Genomic DNA, 17545 nt, shown 5'->3' on the forward strand with positions numbered 1-17545 from the left:
CCGTCATCGCGGGCAAGCCCGCTCCCACAGGGATCAACGTCGTTCACAAATCTGTGTTCCACCACAGACCACTGTGGGAGCGGGCTTGCTCGCGAAGACGGCAGTGGTTTCACCGCCGCACTTACGCCAACACCCGCTCCAACGTCCGCGTCACACCCACCTCCCGCAAGCTGTTGCAGCACCATTCAAACGCCGCCACAAACTCGGGTGAATTCGGAATCGCCGTACCGAAAATCTCCTCAACCTCCAGCAACCGCTGCGTGATCAACGCATCATCCGCCACCAACGCCTGGCAGAACGTCGCCCGTGGATCGGGTATCGAGTAGGTATCGCCATTCTCATCCACCCCCTTCAAATACAACGCCCAGGCTGCCACCACCAACGCGGCGCGCTTGGTCTCCTGGCCATCGGCAATCAGGCGATTGATCGTCGGCACGGTGAACTTGGGAAACTTCGACGACCCGTCCGAACACACCCGCTCCAGCTGATCGGCAATCGCCTGATTGGAGAAACGCGCCACCAGCGTGTTCTTGTAGTCCGTCAGATCAATCCCCGGTACGGGCGACAGTTGCGGTGTGACATCCAGGTCCATGTAGGCACGCATGTAGCGCACGAACAGCGGGTCATTCATGGTCTCGTGAACGAAGCGATAACCCTTCAAAAACCCCAGGTACGTCAGGGCCAGATGACTGCCGTTGAGCAGTTTGATTTTCATCTCTTCATAGGGCGTGACGTCGTCGGTGAATTGCACGCCGACCTTTTCCCAGGCCGGACGCCCGTTGACGAATTTGTCTTCCAGCACCCACTGCACAAACGGTTCGCAGACCACCGGCCAGGCATCGTCCAGCGCATGTTTGTCGGCCAGTTGCAGGCGATGTTCGGTGCTGGTCATCGGGGTAATGCGATCGACCATGGCGTTGGGGAAGCTGACGTTGCTCTCGATCCAGTCGCGCAGATCGGCGTCGCGTAAAGCGGCGAACGCCAATAAAGCTTTGCGGGTGACCGCGCCGTTGTGCGGCAGGTTATCGCAAGACATCAAAGTGAACGCCGGCGTGCCGGCAGCGCGGCGTTTGGCCAGCGCGGCACAAAGAAAGCCGAACACGGTTTTCGGTGCGTTCGGGTTCGCCAGGTCGTGCTGGATTTGCGGCAGGTGCGCCATGAACTCGCCGTTGCTGTCGTCGATGCAATAACCGCCTTCGGTGATGGTCAGCGAGACGATGCGGATCTCTGGGCTGGCGAGTTTGTCGATCAACACCTGCGCACCGTCTTCGGCCAACAGCATGTCGCGAATCGCGCCGATGACCCGGACCTCTGTGTCATCGGTATCGCCCAGTTCGAACAGAGTGAAGAGGTAATCCTGCTCCTTCAGATCGTCCCGGGCGCGGCGGTCTTCGGCGCGCAGGCCGACCCCGCAAATTGCCCAGTCCAGGCCTTCGCCGGTATTCATCAGCGCGTCGGTGTAATACGCCTGATGGGCACGGTGAAAGCCGCCGACGCCGATGTGGGCGATGCCCTGGCGCGTATCGCTCAGGGTGTAGGCGGGCAGGACCACCTCGGGGGCGAGGCGGTTCAGGTTGTGTTTGTTGAGTTTCATCACAGGCTCTCTAAATCAGGCCGCTGCGCGCAACGGGCGGGTCAGCGCCACGCCGTCGGCATCGAATAAATGGCAGTGTTCGGCGTCCAGGTGCAGGCTCAAGGCTTCGCCGTAGCGGCTGGCCAGGTCGCCGCGAACGCGCATGGTCAGCGCTTCGCCGGAAGCGGTCACGACGTGGCAGAAGGTGTCGCTGCCCAGGCGTTCGCTGACGTCGGCAGTGACTTGCAAGGTGCAATCGCCGGTTTGCGCGAGGTTGAGGTGCTCCGGACGAATGCCCAGGGTAACGGCGCCGCCGACGTTCAGATTGGCGCCAGTCAGCGGCAGTGTGATGCGGGTACCGGCGTCCAGCAGGACTTCACAGCTTTGGCTTTCGACGCGGGTAACTTTACCCTTGAGGAAACCCATTTTCGGCGTGCCCAAAAACCCGGCCACGAACAGATTGGCTGGCTGGTGATACAGATCCAGCGGCGAGCCGACTTGCTCGATTTTTCCGCCATTGAGGACGACTACTTTGTCAGCCATGGTCATCGCTTCGACCTGGTCGTGGGTCACGTAGATCATCGTGGCCTTCAGGTCTTTGTGCAGACGCAACAGTTCCAGACGCATCTGCACCCGCAGAGCGGCGTCGAGGTTCGACAGCGGTTCGTCGAACAGGAAGATTTTCGGGTTGCGCACGATGGCGCGGCCGATGGCGACCCGTTGACGCTGGCCGCCGGAGAGTTGCTTCGGCTTGCGCTCCAGCATCGGCCCCAGCTCAAGGATGCGCGCCGCTTCGCCGACTTTCTTTTCCACTTCGGCTTTCGGCACGCCGGCCAGGTCGAGGGCAAAGGACATGTTTTTGCGCACGCTCATGTGCGGGTACAAGGCGTAGGTCTGGAACACCATCGCCAGGTCGCGCTTGGCCGGGCTGACTTCGGTGATGTCGCGGCCATCGAGTTCGATGGTGCCGCCGCTGACTTCTTCCAGCCCGGCGATCAGGCGCAGCAAGGTGGATTTACCGCAGCCCGACGGGCCGACGAAGACCACGAATTCCTTGTCGTTCACTTCCAGGTCGATGCCCTTGATGATGGAAAAGCCTTCGAAGCCTTTTTGCAGATTCTTGATTTTCAGGTTGGCCATGGTGGCGCTCCTTTGTGCTTATTCTTTGAGGGCTATTTCACGGCGCCAAACGACAGGCCGCGGACCAGTTGTTTCTGGCTGATCCAGCCGAAGATCAGGATCGGTGCGCAGGCCAGCGTCGAGACCGCCGACAACTTGGCCCAGAACAACCCTTCGGGGCTGGAATACGAGGCGATCAGCGCGGTCAGCGGCGCGGCTTTCGACGAGGTCAGGTTCAGCGACCAGAACGCCTCGTTCCAGCACAGGATCAGTGACAGCAGCACCGTGGACGCCAGTCCGCCCTTGGCGATCGGCAGCAGCACCCGGACCATTTCCTGCCACAGGGTCGCGCCGTCCAGGCGTGCGGCTTCGAGGATGTCTTTGGGGATGTCCTTGAAGTAGGTGTAAATCATCCAGACCACGATCGGCAGGTTGATCAGCGTGTAGATCACGATCAGCGCAATCCGTGTGTCCAACAGACCGAAACTCTTGGCCAGCAGGTAGATCGGCATCAATACGCCCACCGGCGGCAGCATCTTGGTCGAGAGCATCCACAGCAGCGTGCCTTTGGTGCGCTGGGTTTCGTAGAAAGCCATCGAGTACGCCGCCGGCACCGCGATCAGCAGGCTCAGGGCCGTGGCGTTGAAGGAAATCACCACCGAGTTCCAGGCGAAGCTGAAGTAATCGCTGCGCTCGTTGATGTGCAGGTAGTTCTCCAAAGTCGGCGTGAAGATGAACTGCGGCGGCGTGGCGAAGGCGTCGATTTCGGTCTTGAAACTGGTCAGCACCATCCAGAAGATCGGGAAGAAGATCAGGATCGCGATGGCCCAGGCCAGGGTGCCGAGCAGCAGGCTTTGCAGGCGGCGGGATTGTTGAAGGGTCATGGCGCAGGCCTCAGGTCTTGTCGGTCAGGTTTTTGCCGATCATGCGCACCAGCACGATGGCCGCGATGTTGGCGATCACCACCGCGATCAAGCCGCCGGCGGACGCCATGCCGACGTCGAACTGCACCAGCGCCTGGTTGTAGATCAGGTACGCGAGGTTGGTCGAGGCATAGCCGGGGCCGCCGTTGGTGGTGGTGAAGATTTCGGCGAACACCGAGAGCAGGAAGATGGTTTCGATCATCACCACCACCGCAATCGGCCGGGCCAGGTGCGGCAGGGTCAGGTGCCAGAAAATCGCGATCGGCCCGGCGCCGTCGAGGCGTGCGGCTTCCTTCTGTTCCTGGTCGAGAGACTGCATGGCGGTCATCAGGATCAGGATCGCGAACGGCAGCCATTGCCAGGACACGATGATGATGATCGACAGCAGCGGGTAATGCGCCAGCCAGTCCACCGGCTGCGCGCCGAACAGTTTCCAGACGTAGGCCAGAATCCCCGACACCGGGTGGAAAATCAGGTTCTTCCAGATCAGCGCCCCGACCGTGGGCATGATGAAAAACGGCGAGATCAGCATCACCCGCACGATACCGCGGCCGAGGAATTCACTGGCTTCCAGCAGTGCACTGATCAGCACACCCAGGACCACGCTGATCAGCAACACGCTGCCGACCAGCAACAGGGTGTTGGTGGCGCCCGGCATGAACCCCGAGTCGGTCAGGAAATAGGTGAAGTTCTCCAGCCCGACGAACTCGTTTTCACCGGGGTAGAGCAGGTTGTAGCGGATCATCGAAAAGTAAACGGTCATGCCCAGCGGCACGATCATCCACAGCAGCAACAACGCCACCGAGGGGCTGACCAGAAACCAGCCGGGATTGGCCAACCGGCTTTTACGCACCGGTTGGGGGATGTCCATGTGAGCTTTGGCAGTTGAAATATTCATGGCATTTAACCGATTAGGACAGACAGACGAAGATCAAAATGTGGGAGCGGGCTTTTGTGGCGAGGGAGCTCGCTCCCGCTCGACTGCGCAGCAGTCGCAGAGCTTTTGGGGGCGCTTCGCACCCCAGCGGGAGCAAGCTCCCTCGCCACAATTTGGATGGCTAGGGGTTATTTGGGATAACCGGCGCGCTTCATCTCGCGTTCAGTGGTTTGCTGGGCGGCCGCAAGCGCCTGGTCGACCGTGGTCTGGCCGATCAGCGCCGCCGAAAACAGCTTGCCGACCTGGGTGCCCACCGCCTGGAATTCAGGAATGGTCACCAACTGAATGCCAATGTAAGGCACCGGCTTGAGGGTCGCCTTGCTCGGGTCCGCCGCTTTCAGCGATTCCAGCGTGACCTTGGCAAACGGCGCTGCACTCATGTAAGCCTCGCTGTAGGTCGAGGCCCGAGTGCCGGGCGGCACGTTGGCGATGCCATCTTTTTCAGCAACCAGCGCGCCGTATTCCTTGGAGGTCGCCCAGGCACTGAAGGTTTTCGCCGCGTCCTTGGCCTTGGAACTGGTAGGGATCGCCAGCGCCCAGGAGTACAACCAGGCCGAACCTTTATCGGTTGTCTCGTGCGGCGCGTAGGTGAAGCCGACGTGCTCGCTGACCTTGCTTTGGGTCTTGTCGGTGACGAAGGAGCCGGCGACGCTGGCGTCGACCCAGATCGCGCACTTGCCGCTATTGAACAGCGCCAGGTTCTCGTTGAAGCCGTTGCTGGACGCGCCCGGCGGGCCGGACTTCTTCATCGTGTCGACGTAGAAGTTCAGCGCGTTTTTCCACTCGGGACCGGTGAATTCCGGCTTCCATTGCTCATCGAACCAGCGCGCACCGTAAGCATTGGCGACGGTGGTGATCAGCGCCATGTTCTCGCCCCAGCCGGCCTTGCCCCGCAGGCAGATGCCGTACTGTTCTTTGTCCTTATTGGTGAGTTTGCTGGCGAATTCACCGATCTGGGTCCAGGTCGGGTGCTCGGGCATGGTCAACCCGGCGTCCTTGAACAGGTCGGTGCGGTAATAGGTAATGGAGCTTTCTGCGTAAAACGGCAGGGCGTAGAGCGAGCCCTTCACCGAAAGGCCTTCACGCACCGAAGGGAATACGTCGTCGAGAGCGTAAGTCGCAGGCAAATCCTTCATCGGCTCCAGCCAGCCCTTGGCGCCCCACAGTGCGGCTTCGTACATGCCGATGGTCAGCACATCGAATTGCCCGCCTTGGGTCGCGATGTCAGTGGTCAGGCGTTGACGCAGGACGTTTTCTTCCAGCACCACCCAATTGAGCTTGATGTCCGGGTGCTCGGCCTCGAAGGTTTTCGAGAGCTTTTGCATACGGATCATGTCGCTGTTGTTGACGGTGGCGATGGTCAGGGTCTGAGCGCCGAGGCTGACGCTGCTGAGGGTCATGCAGGTGAGGGCAAGCAGAGCTTTTACAGAAGGTTGCATCGTGCACTCCTTTTCTGCACCCGATGGGGGACAGAAGGACAGTTATTGTTTTTGTGTCTTCCGACGGCAGGAAGAATGTGCACTGATTACAGCCTTCAATTGAGGATGAGACAAATCATCCATCGCACTTGAATCGATACTATTTTGCACTGGAGTTTTCAGCAGAAGGCACAGGAAAGCGCCTCTTCTTGATAGTGTGACATCGGATATGTACAGGTTTCAGGCCGTAAATACAGCACTTGTGGGAGCGGGCTTGCTCGCGACAGCAATGTCAGCCACATCAATTATGAATGTGCCGAGGCCATCGCGGGCAAGCCCGCTCCCACAAGAATTGTGTTTTTAACCTAGATTCTGTTCAGTCAACCGCTGTACCGCCAACCGCCGGTAATGCGAAGGCGTCATGCCCTTGAGCTGCTGAAAACGCCGATTGAAATTGGAAATATTGTTAAAGCCGGATTCGAAACACACATCGGTCACCGGCTTGTCGCCATCGGCCAGCAACTCGCAGGATTTGCTGATGCGCAGGCGATTGACGAACTCGATGAAGCAGCGGCCGGTAGCCTGTTTGAACACCCGACTGAAGTAAGTCGGCTTCATGCCCAAGTGCTCGGCGACTTCTTCCAGCGGCAAGTCGCGGGCGTAATGCGCAAAAATGTAATCCACCGCCCGGTTGGTGCGGTCGATGTTGTGTTCATCCGCCAGTTGCGGCGTCGTGGCGCCCGACAGTAATTGAAAGTCGTCCGACGCCGCGAGCAGCTCCAGCAGAATGAAAAAGTGCCCAAGCCGGGTCACGCCTTGAGTGTCGGCGATGCGTTGCATCAACGTCGTCGCCTGGCGGATGGTGTGCTTGCATCGAAATTCGATGCCGTATTGCGCACGCTCCAGCAAAGGGGCCAGGGATTTGAGTTCAGCGAACACCTGATGACCGCTTTCGAACAACTCATCCGTAAAGTTGACCAGCATGTCGCGTTTGGGCACGACCTCATCCTCGGCCACCTGACTGATCCAGTTGTGAGGCAGATTAGGCCCGGTCAGGAACAGGCTTTGCGGGTAAAAGTTGCCAATGTAATCACCGATGAACACCTTTCCGGAACTGGCGACGATCAGGTGCAGTTCGTATTCCTTATGAAAATGCCAGCGCACCAGCGGGCAGGGGAATCCATGCTGGCGATAGATGATCGACAACCCGTTGTGGTCGTCCATCAGTTCGTAGGAGGGGTCGGTGACTCTGGCGGTTCGGGTCATGTCAGGGCGCTTCTTATTGTCATTGCACCCTGATCATGCCTCTTTCCGGGTAAGGAATGCCAGCGTACAGCGACCCGGTGTCAGGCGGGTTCCCGATCATGCAAGGCTTCGCCGTAAACAGCTTTCATGCTGTTGGCGCTCCAGCAGTAGCGGACTATTTCCGACTCCTCGAAGAAATCCGTGCTGATGACGCTGCAGCGGGTGACCCAGTCGCGGGTGGTGTGAAACCAGTCGTTGATCTGGGTCTTGATGTGCTGGGGCCCGCCCAGCAGCGAATAGCATGTCGCCGGCAACGACCACAGAAATGTCGTATAGGGCGCGTCTATGAGCGTGGTGCGGATATGGGAATGCAGGTCGCTGGCGTCAGTGAATACCTTGCCATTCCACTTATGCGTGATTGATGGCCAGAAATTATCGCTGTACACCGCGAGATTCGGCGGTGCGGCTAGGACAATACGGCGCTGTGAACTGTCGCTCTTGAGCTGCTCGATGGTCCTGAATGCACCCCAAGCAGAGATCAGGCGCAAACGCAGGCGGCGCATCAGCAAATCATAGAGTTGCGAGTGGTCGAAAGGTTTTGACGCATCACCCAGCTGATGGAAATCGAAGAGGATGAACTCGTCGGGATTTTCATCGAGGAAAGCCGTCACCGCGTCGATCAACTCATCAAGAATGCGGTGGGATTGGTAGCCGTTGTGATGGAAATAGAACACCGGGTCTTGTGGGCCGGCGGTATAGCCGAGCCGAATATCGAACGCTCGTGCGCCATTAGCCAATTGCCAGGCAAATGAATCGTTCTGGCAGGTCGTCCAGTTACCGAGCACCACCTCGTAGTTGGGTGCCTTTTTGTCCATACCGGCATTGTGCGTGCCGGGCCAGACAAGATCGGTCAGCTTCAACCGGCCGATGTCGAGTACGTTACTCATCCACCGGCGTTTATCTAATGTGATTGCTGTATTGCGGGTCATGACAGTTCCTTGTCGTTGATTCGCTCCATCCGTGAGCGAAACCGTTCAGGTGAGGATGTGGCGACGTGCCACATCCGTATTGATCGCCTGCGTATAAAGGCTTTCATGACCCAGCATAGAACGGTGCGACAGCATTGCCAGTCGCGGAAATACTTGCTTAAAAATTGCCAATTAATGGCGCTGCAGCTAATGGGCTCATTTGGCGGCTTTACTTAAATTCACCGCTCGGCAGTACGAAACAATCTTGCTCTCTTCAATAAAATCGACGTTGATAATGTTGCACCGGGTCGCCCAGTCGCTTTTATTCGGGTCAAACCACACGCCAAGTTCATCGTGAATATCAACCGGGCCACCGAGCGCGCTGTAACTCGTCGCGGACAGAGACCACGGTGCCCATGTGCCTGGCGGATATTTCATAACTTTTATAATGTACTGTTCCAATTCGGTGGCGCTCGTAATGCCGTTGCCAGACCATTTGTGCTCGACCTGTTCAATGAATACGTTTTGATCCAGTGCCTTATTCCTGGGGGCCGCCACCAAAATGCGTTGCTCGGAACTGATTTGTCTCAGTTGACGGAGGTTGAAAGTCCGATTCTTTGCAGGGATCAATCGCCATCCCAACATGTGGACAATCATTTTGTTGAAGTAAGTAAAATCAAACGAGTCCCCACTTAACTCATGAAAATCGAGAATGATAAATTCATCGGGGTTCTGCGTCAGAAAGTTCCGGACATCGGTCACAAGGTGTCCCAAGGTGCGACCATTGCGGTAACCATTGTGATGGAGGCAGAATTTCCCAAGCCCTGGGGCGTCGGCGTCGTATGTCAATCGGATGTCCAGCGCGCGGGAACCATTGCGAAGCTGGGAGTAAAACGAGTCGTGCTGACAGGCCAGCCAATGGGCACCGGGGATAAGCGGCCAGGACGCTTTCCAGTCGCTACCGGCATTATGGGTGCCCGGCAGTGTCATCTCGAAGAGCGACAACGTATCGATGGCCGGTGTAGCGGCCATCCAGTTGTCCGTGGCGTAGTTATTCTGAACAATAGTGTCCATTTAATGCATCCTTGCATTGATGTGTTTCATTAAAATAAGTTGTGCCAAGCCTGTTGATCAAACTTGGGTTCGGCGTGTTATTTATAGAGCGGGTAACAGGCTTGGTCAATAATCGTGACGATGCAAAGTATGTATCGCCTGTGTGCCGCCGCTAAATCGGATTCCTGTTTTTAGCTTCAATCCATTGCCCCATGTATTGCGTACTTTTGTGGTGGTGATGACGCAACATGCTGCCCGTAAAGTTCTGGCTTCTTAGTTGCGACAGGTGTTGTTGGCAATGCAATAATTTTTCAATCAGGGCGGGGCCATGTTGCGACTGTCGATATCGATCAGCCAATAATACTTGCCCCCGGGATTGGGCCTCCCTCCAAAGCGCTTCTTCCTTGTAAAGCTGCACGGCGCAATCGGCGAATTCCTGCGCCGTGCGGGTCACGGCTCCAGGCCAGCGATGATCACCCTGCATGGCCTCGGCGCCGATGGGCGTCGTCACCGATGGCGTGCCACACAACATGGCGTCGACAATCTTGCCCTTGATCCCGGCGCCGAAGCGCAACGGCGCCAGGCACACACGTGCCACCGACATCACCTGCAAGGCGTCTTCTGCCCAGTTCATGATATGAAACCCTTGGGCCGGGTTATGCAGCGCGGTCGCTTTGGGCGGTGTGTAAGCGCCGTAGATATGCAACTGGGCCGAGGGCAGTTGCTCACGGATCAGTGGCCAGATGGCGGTTTTCATCCAGAGGACGGCGTCCCAGTTCGGCGCATGCCGGAAGTTGCCGATGCTCAGGAAATGCGCCCGTTGTTCGAACGGTAGCGGCGTCGAGTCCGGTACGTCGACCATCAACGGACACCAATGCAGCAAGTTGCGTGGCATTCTGAATTGCTCGACCAGCAACTCGATTTCCACTTCGGAGATCATCAGGTTCAAGTCGCAACGATACAGCGCGGCAATTTCTCGTTTGGCTAGATCAGTGTCTGCCATCAACTCGAACTCTTCGCGCAACGCTGGTACAAACAACTCGCTGAAATCATAGTTGTCGTCACTGGCCTTCAAGCGTTCCTTGAGCCGTTGATGCCGGGCATGGCGCAGGCTTTGCAAATCCGATGTTTCAAGCACACGCAACGCGTCAGGACAGTGTTTCTCTACACGCCAGCCAAATTGCTCTTCCATCAAAAACTGGTCGAACAACACGATATCCGGCGCCAGTTCGCTGATGAACGCGTCGAAGCTGCTGTTGTTCAACTCGACAGGCACTTCACGAATGCCCAGTGCTGTCAGATCAGCTCGATGCTCGCCGGTCCCGGCCGGGCTGCTGAACGTAATGTCCCAACCCTGCTGCAAGAACGTTTCGAGGATCTGCATGACATGCCCACTGGCCGCCGAAGAACGGGGCTCGGGCCAGACGTAACCAATAACCAATACTTTGGTTGCGCGGGGCTGACTCATTAACGGGTATTCCTTGGTGCGGGTAGAGGGCAGAGGAGAAACGGCAGGGCGAAACGACGAAATTCAGGCAAGCATGCCCTTGACCTTGTCCCGCAGTTGATCAATCGAGAACGGCTTGCCGATCACGTGCATACCTGCCGGCACATCAATGCTCTCGGCATAACCGCTGGCAAACAGGATCGGCAGTTCAGGGCGCAGCATCCGCGCTTGAGTTGCCAGTTCGCGGCCATCCATCACCGGCAAACCCACATCGGTCATCATCAAGTCGATGTACTGGTCTTCATCATTGAGAAACTCCAGGGCCTTTTCGCTGCCATCGGCCTCAAGGACCTTGAACTCCAGTTCCTCCAATACATCGACGATCAGCATGCGCACGATGGCATCGTCTTCTACTACCAGGATGATGGACGGGACGGAGGACATAAGAGGGCTCTCAAGTTAGGTTCAGGGGCGCCGGACGATCGAAATCGCCGGTCTCTTGCATGAGTAAGTGGCGGATCCCGACAAGTTCCCAACGCGGTGCAAAAAAGAATAGCTGCACAAGAACCGGCAAGGATAACCGCTCCCTTTGCTCCGGAGCAGCAAAATGCGGCAATTCGCACGCAAAGACATCAGAGTGTTGGATCAAGGTGCCACTTCTGGGGCAAACTCCCTGCTTTTCAACAGTTCGACAAGGCCTTCCCATGACCCCTGCGTCTTCGGTTGATGAGCAACGATTCCGTAAACTCCTGAGCCGCAACATCAGCCTGCCGCTGGGTGTCGGTGTGCTCAGCGCGGTGTTCTTTGTCTCGCTGATCACTTACCTGCTGTCGGTGATCCAGTGGGTCGAACACACCGACCGGGTGATCAATAACGCCAATGAAGCGGTGAAGCTGACCGTTGATCTGGAAACGGGGATGCGCGGCTTCCTGCTCAGTGGCGACGAACATTTCCTCGACCCTTACGAAACGGCCAAGCCGAGAATCGCGGTAGCGCTCAACACCTTGCTCGAACTCACTGCCGACAACCCGGTACAAACCGATCGTCTGCACCGGCTCCAGGCCTTGCAAAAAGACTGGGCCACCTACGCGCAGACGATGATCGAGTTGCAGCGTTCTAGCGGCGATTACCGTAGCGCGATCAAAGCGGGCCATGGCAAACGGCTGACTGACGAGATCCGCAAGCAATTCGAAGACGTGATCGACATGGAGCAGCAGTTGCGTACCACGCGCAACGAAGAAGTGCGTCGTACCACAATCTGGAGCATTTCCCTTTACCTGTTGTTCATTCTTGGTATCAGCGGGTTGCTGGCCTACATCGGTCGCCGTGACTTGCTCAATCTTTCCCAAAGCTACAGCGCCAACCTCGCAGCGCAACAGGCCAGCGCCTGGCGCCTGGAACAGCAAGCGTGGCTGCGCAATGGCCAGACTGAACTGGCCGAGCAGGTATTGGGTCAACTGTCTCTTAATGTGTTGGGGCGCAATATCCTGCAGTTCTGCGCCCAATATCTGGGCTCCGCCGTCGCGGCTATGTATGTGCGTGAAGAACATGGCGGCCTGACGCGAGTGGCGTCTTACGGTTTTTCTCGCGAGCAGGAAGAGCGTGAACAGCAAATCTACAGCGATGAGGGGATTGTCGGCCAGGTGGCGCGACTGGCTCGCTTGATCCGTCTGGATAACGTGCCCGGCGACTACTTCAAAGTCTGTTCCGGTCTCGGCGAAGGCCTGCCGCATAGCGTACTCGTGGTGCCGACCAGCGACGATGGTCGGGTCAACGGCGTGATCGAACTGGGCTTCCTGCGCCCCTTGGACGAACGCGACGTCGAGTTGCTTGAGCTGATTGCCGGCAACATCGGCACATCGATCGAGGCGGCTCGCTATCGTCAACGTTTGCAGGAAGTACTGGCCGAAACCCAGCAACTCAACGAAGAGCTGCAAGTCCAGCAGGAAGAACTCAAGACCGCCAACGAAGAACTCGAAGAGCAGTCGAGGATCCTCAAGGAATCCCAGGCTCACCTGGAAACCCAGCAAGTCGAACTGGAACAGACCAACGAGCAACTCGCCGATCAGGCGCAGATCCTGGCCGATCAGCGTGATGCGATGGACCTGAAAAACACCGAACTCAATCAAGCCCAGACCCAGCTTGAAGAGCGCGCCGAAGAGTTGCAGCGCTCAAGCAAGTACAAGTCCGAATTCCTCGCCAACATGTCCCACGAACTGCGCACGCCGTTGAACAGTTCGTTGATCCTGGCCAAGTTGCTGGCAGAAAACCCTCAGGAAAACCTCAGCACCGAGCAGGTGAAGTTCGCCGAGTCGATCTATTCCGCCGGTAATGACTTGCTCAACCTGATCAACGACATTCTCGATATTTCCAAGGTCGAGGCCGGCAAGCTGGAAATGCGCCCGGAGAACACCAGCGTTGCGCGACTGGTGGAAGGTCTGCGCGGGATGTTCGAGCCGATGGCCACAGACAAGAAGTTGAAGTTCGAAGTCGACTTGCAACCCGGTTCGCCGATGATGCTGTTCACCGACCGTCAGCGTCTGGAACAAGTCATCAAGAACCTGTTGTCGAACGCAGTGAAATTTACCGAAAAAGGCACCGTCAGCCTGACGGTGGCGTCCCAGCCAAACGACGGCATCGCCTTTATCGTCCGCGACTCCGGGATCGGTATCGCCTCCGACCAGCAGGAAAGTATTTTCGAAGCCTTCCGCCAAGCCGACGGCACTACCAATCGCCGGTATGGCGGCACGGGCCTGGGGCTGTCGATTTCCCGGGACCTGGCCGCGTTGCTGGGCGGTTCGATCAGCGTCACCAGCGAACCGGGGCAGGGCAGTGTCTTCACTTTGGTACTGCCTCAGCAATACGTTGAGCCGAACGAAGTGCCGGTCGCACCGATGCAGGCCACGCCAGTCGCCATGGCACCGAGAGCAGCAACGCCTGCGCTGGTGCCGCTGATTGCCGAAGTCGACATCCCGCGTTTCGACGATGACCGCAGCAAGGCGCCGTTCACCACCCGTTGCATCCTGGTGGTGGAAGACGAGCCGAATTTTGCCCACATCCTCTACGATCTGGCCCACGAACTGGGTTATCACTGCCTGGTTGCCCACGGCGCCGATGAAGGCTACGACCTGGCCAAGGAGTTCATTCCCGACGCCATTCTGCTGGACATGCGCCTGCCGGATCATTCCGGGCTGACCGTGCTGCAGCGCCTGAAAGAGCATGCCGAAACCCGCCATATCCCGGTGCACGTGATTTCGGTGGAAGATCGGGTCGAGGCCGCCATGCACATGGGCGCCATCGGTTATGCGGTCAAGCCGACCACACGCGAAGAGCTCAAGGACGTGTTCGCCCGCCTCGAAGCCAAGCTGACCCAGAAGGTCAAGCGGGTGCTGTTGGTGGAAGACGACGATTTGCAGCGCGACAGCATTGCGCGTCTGATCGGCGACGACGACATCGAGATCACCGCCGTCGGCCTGGCCCAGGAAGCCCTCGATCTGCTGCGTACGACCATCTTCGATTGCATGGTCATCGATCTTAAGCTGCCGGACATGCTCGGCAACGAACTGCTCAAGCGTATGTCCACCGAAGATATCTGCTCGTTCCCGCCGGTCATTGTCTATACCGGACGCAACCTGACCCGGGACGAAGAGGCCGAACTGCGCAAGTATTCGCGCTCGATCATCATCAAGGGCGCGCGCTCACCCGAGCGTTTGCTGGATGAGGTCACACTCTTTCTGCACAAAGTCGAATCCAGGTTGTCCCATGATCGCCAAAGGATGCTCAAGACCGCGCGCAGCCGCGACAAGGTCTTCGAGGGCCGCAAGGTGCTGCTGGTGGACGACGATGTGCGTAACATCTTCGCCCTGACCAGCGCGCTGGAGCAAAAGGGTGCGGTCGTGGTCATCGGCCGGAACGGTCGTGAAGCGATTGAAAGACTGAATGAAGTCGAGGACATCGATCTGGTGTTGATGGACGTGATGATGCCGGAGATGGATGGCTTCGAAGCCACCATCGAGATCCGCAAGGACCCGCGCTGGCGCAAGCTGCCGATCATCGCGGTGACGGCCAAGGCCATGAAGGATGATCAGGAGCGCTGCCTGCAGGCCGGCTCCAACGATTACCTGGCCAAGCCCATCGACCTGGATCGCCTGTTCTCGCTGATTCGCGTGTGGTTGCCGAAGATGGAACGCATTTAGTGGAACGTATTGATTCAGTGGAGCGAAGCAGCGAAATCGAATTGCGGTTGTTGATCGAGGCGATCTACCTCAAGTACAGCTACGATTTTCGCGATTACTCCGGCGCTTCGATCAAGCGCCGGGTCAATCACGCGTTGGTGCAATTTGAGTGCAATACCATTTCGGCACTGCAAGAAAAGGTGCTGCACGATCCCACCGCGTTCATGCAGTTGCTCCAATTGCTGACGATTCCGGTCAGCGAGATGTTTCGCGATCCTTCGCACTTCCTGGCTATCCGCAACGAAGTGGTACCGCTGCTCAAGACCTATCCGTCGATCAAGATCTGGATTGCTGGCTGCAGCACAGGCGAAGAGGTCTACTCGATGGCAATTCTGTTGCGCGAAGAAGGTTTGCTCGACCGCACCATCATCTACGCTACCGACATCAATCCGCGCTCGCTGGAAAAAGCCAAGCAGGGGATTTTCTCCATGGAGAACGTCCGCGCCTACACTCACAACTACCAGCAGGCAGGTGGCCAGCGTTCGTTCGCCGAGTACTACACGGCGGCATATGGCTATGCGATTTTCGACAAGACGTTATGTGAGAACGTGACCTTCGCCGATCACAGTCTGGCAACCGACAGCGTCTTTTCAGAAACCCAATTAATTTCGTGTCGTAATGTTTTGATCTACTTTAATAAAAAGCTGCAGGACCGAGCATTCGGTTTGTTCCATGAATCCCTTTGTCATCGTGGATTCCTGGTACTGGGCAGTAAGGAAACGCCGGATTTTTCGGCCTTCGGCAACCAGTTTGTGCCCTTGGTCAAACAGGAACGGATCTACCGTAAATCATGAACAGTGCAGCGGATTTGCCTTCTATAGAAGCTATTGTGATCGGCGCTTCGGCCGGTGGGGTGGAGGCGTTGCTCAACATCCTCAGCCCGTTGCGTGAAGGTTTCCTGCTGCCGATCATTGTGGTTCTGCACTTGCCCGATGAGCGTCGCAGCCAACTGGCCGAAGTCTTTGCCCGCCGGGTGGCGATGCCTGTTGTGGAAGCCAGCGACAAAACCGTCGTGGAAGCCGGAACAGTGTATTTCGCTACGCCGGGTTATCACTTGTCGGTGGAACAGGACCGCAGCTTTTCCTTGAGCCTGGAAGAGCGCGTGCACTATTCGCGTCCTTCCATTGATTTTCTGTTCGAGTCCGCTGCCGATGCCTACGGTTCAAGCCTGGCAGCCGTGTTGCTGACCGGCGCGAACCGCGACGGTGCGCGCGGGTTGGCTCAGGTCAAACACCGCGGTGGCCTGACCATCGTGCAGGACCCGGACGAAGCCCTGGTCGCGACCATGCCTCAGGCTGCGCTGGATTTGCATCAACCGGACCACATTCTCCCTTTACGCGGCATCGGCCGTCTGCTTGTCGAGCTGGAACGAATAGCATGCTGAGTAACATCCAAGCCAAACTGCTGATTGTCGACGATCTGCCGGAGAACCTGCTGGCGCTTGAGGCGCTGATCAAGCGTGAAGACCGCGTGGTCTACAAAGCCTTGTCCGCCGACGAAGCCTTGTCGCTGCTGTTGCAGCACGAATTCGCCATGGCCATCCTCGACGTGCAGATGCCGGGCATGAACGGCTTTGAACTGGCCGAGTTAATGCGCGGCACAGAGAAAACCAAGAACATCCCGATCGTATTTGTCAGTGCCGCCGGCCGTGAGCTGAACTACGCGTTCAAGGGCTACGAAAGCGGTGCCGTGGATTTCTTGCACAAGCCGCTGGATATTCACGCGGTCAAGAGCAAGGTCAATGTGTTCGTCGATCTGTATCGCCAGAGCAAGGCGATGAAGCAACAGGTCGAAGAACTGGAGCAGGCTCGCCGCGAACAGGAAGCGCTGCTCAAGCAATTGCAGACCACCCAGAACGAGCTGGAACAAGCGGTGCGCATGCGCGATGACTTCATGTCGATCGTCGCCCACGAAGTCCGTACGCCGCTCAATGGCCTGATCCTGGAAACCCAGTTGCGCAAGATGCATCTGGCCAGGAACAACGCGTCAGCGTTCACCCTCGACAAGATGCACGCCATGGTCGACCGTGACGAGCGGCAGATCAAAAGCCTGATCCGTCTGATTGAGGACATGCTGGATGTGTCACGCATCCGCACCGGCAAGCTGTCGATCCGCACGACAAAATTCGACCTCGTGCAATTGGTCAGTAACCTGTTGCAAAACTTCGCGCCACAGGTTGACGCCGCAGAGTGCTCCGTGACGTTTACCGCCGAACAGCCAGTGGTCGGCAACTGGGACGAATTTCGCATCGAGCAAGTGATTTCAAATCTGCTGACCAACGCCTTGCGTTATGGTGGCAAGAGCCGGATCGATGTGAGGGTCTACTGTCACGAGGGTCAGGCACGGGTCGAAGTGCAGGATCGCGGGATTGGTATCAGTGAAGAAAACCAGAGGCGTATTTTTCAGCAGTTCGAACGGGTGTCAGCCAAGACCGTGGTCGCGGGGCTGGGACTGGGGCTGTTTATTTCCGAACAGATCGTCGCCGCCCATGGCGGCTCCATCGCCGTCGAGAGCAAGATCAACGAGGGCGCCTTATTTCGCGTTTGTCTGCCGCTGTAGGAAATCAGCCGGATAAACGCAACCTCTGATCGACCCTATGGTCGTATCAGCAGCTATTGACCGAACAA

Annotated in this window: 14 protein-coding genes; 4 read left to right on the forward strand and 10 right to left on the reverse strand. The window is 57.5% G+C overall.

The features are described from left to right. Window positions 1-121: 121 nt before the first annotated feature. The 10 genes from DJ564_RS15585 to DJ564_RS15630 all read right to left on the reverse strand — a co-directional run bounded on the left by DJ564_RS15585 (window position 122) and on the right by DJ564_RS15630 (window position 11127). Entirely contained in the window at window positions 122-1594 is a 1473-nt protein-coding gene (locus DJ564_RS15585) for a mannitol dehydrogenase family protein (RefSeq protein WP_109630996.1), read from the reverse strand. A 15-nt stretch (window positions 1595-1609) separates the two neighbouring features. Next, window positions 1610-2713: an ABC transporter ATP-binding protein gene (locus tag DJ564_RS15590; RefSeq protein ID WP_109630999.1), complete on the reverse strand. Its 1104-nt coding sequence runs from the start codon at window positions 2711-2713 to the stop codon at window positions 1610-1612. A gap of 32 nt (window positions 2714-2745) precedes the next feature. After that, window positions 2746-3576, reverse strand: coding sequence for a carbohydrate ABC transporter permease (locus DJ564_RS15595; RefSeq protein ID WP_109631002.1), 831 nt, complete (start codon window positions 3574-3576; stop codon window positions 2746-2748). A 10-nt stretch (window positions 3577-3586) separates the two neighbouring features. Then, a complete protein-coding gene (locus DJ564_RS15600; protein ID WP_109631004.1) occupies window positions 3587-4513 on the reverse strand; it encodes a carbohydrate ABC transporter permease in 927 nt (308 codons plus the stop codon). 167 nt (window positions 4514-4680) lie between these two features. Next, window positions 4681-5991, reverse strand: a complete 1311-nt coding sequence (locus tag DJ564_RS15605; RefSeq protein WP_109631007.1) for a sugar ABC transporter substrate-binding protein — start codon at window positions 5989-5991, stop codon at window positions 4681-4683. Window positions 5992-6330: 339 nt separating this feature from the next. After that, window positions 6331-7236, reverse strand: coding sequence for an AraC family transcriptional regulator (locus tag DJ564_RS15610; protein WP_109631010.1), 906 nt, complete (start codon window positions 7234-7236; stop codon window positions 6331-6333). A gap of 80 nt (window positions 7237-7316) precedes the next feature. Beyond that, window positions 7317-8204, reverse strand: a complete 888-nt coding sequence (locus tag DJ564_RS15615) for a phospholipase (RefSeq protein WP_109631013.1) — start codon at window positions 8202-8204, stop codon at window positions 7317-7319. Window positions 8205-8399: 195 nt separating this feature from the next. Next, the gene (locus DJ564_RS15620; protein WP_109631016.1) at window positions 8400-9257 is read right to left on the reverse strand and encodes a phospholipase; all 858 of its coding nucleotides are present in this window, start codon (window positions 9255-9257) and stop codon (window positions 8400-8402) included. A 151-nt stretch (window positions 9258-9408) separates the two neighbouring features. Further along, on the reverse strand, window positions 9409-10704 hold the full coding sequence (locus DJ564_RS15625) for a glycosyltransferase (protein WP_109631019.1): 1296 nt from the start codon (window positions 10702-10704) through the stop codon (window positions 9409-9411). A gap of 63 nt (window positions 10705-10767) precedes the next feature. Then, window positions 10768-11127, reverse strand: coding sequence for a response regulator (locus DJ564_RS15630; protein ID WP_109631022.1), 360 nt, complete (start codon window positions 11125-11127; stop codon window positions 10768-10770). 260 nt (window positions 11128-11387) lie between these two features. Here DJ564_RS15630 and DJ564_RS15635 point away from each other — a divergent pair, with 260 nt between their 5' ends. Genes DJ564_RS15635 through DJ564_RS15650 form a run of 4 tightly spaced genes read left to right on the forward strand, consistent with a single transcriptional unit; the run spans window position 11388 to window position 17477 of the window. Further along, the gene (locus tag DJ564_RS15635) at window positions 11388-14879 is read left to right on the forward strand and encodes a response regulator (protein ID WP_109631025.1); all 3492 of its coding nucleotides are present in this window, start codon (window positions 11388-11390) and stop codon (window positions 14877-14879) included. Next, window positions 14879-15712, forward strand: a complete 834-nt coding sequence (locus DJ564_RS15640; protein WP_109631028.1) for a protein-glutamate O-methyltransferase CheR — start codon at window positions 14879-14881, stop codon at window positions 15710-15712. The genes DJ564_RS15635 and DJ564_RS15640 overlap by 1 nt, the downstream gene beginning before the upstream one ends. After that, window positions 15709-16302: a chemotaxis protein CheB gene (locus DJ564_RS15645; RefSeq protein ID WP_109631032.1), complete on the forward strand. Its 594-nt coding sequence runs from the start codon at window positions 15709-15711 to the stop codon at window positions 16300-16302. Before DJ564_RS15640 ends, DJ564_RS15645 begins: the two co-directional genes overlap by 4 nt. After that, window positions 16296-17477 (forward strand): hybrid sensor histidine kinase/response regulator, encoded by a 1182-nt coding sequence (locus DJ564_RS15650; protein WP_109631035.1) that lies wholly within the window; start codon window positions 16296-16298, stop codon window positions 17475-17477. Before DJ564_RS15645 ends, DJ564_RS15650 begins: the two co-directional genes overlap by 7 nt. The last annotated feature ends 68 nt before the right edge of the window (window positions 17478-17545 follow it).

Origin of the sequence: Pseudomonas sp. 31-12, from assembly GCF_003151075.1 — a bacterium.
Classification (GTDB): Bacteria; Pseudomonadota; Gammaproteobacteria; order Pseudomonadales; family Pseudomonadaceae; genus Aquipseudomonas.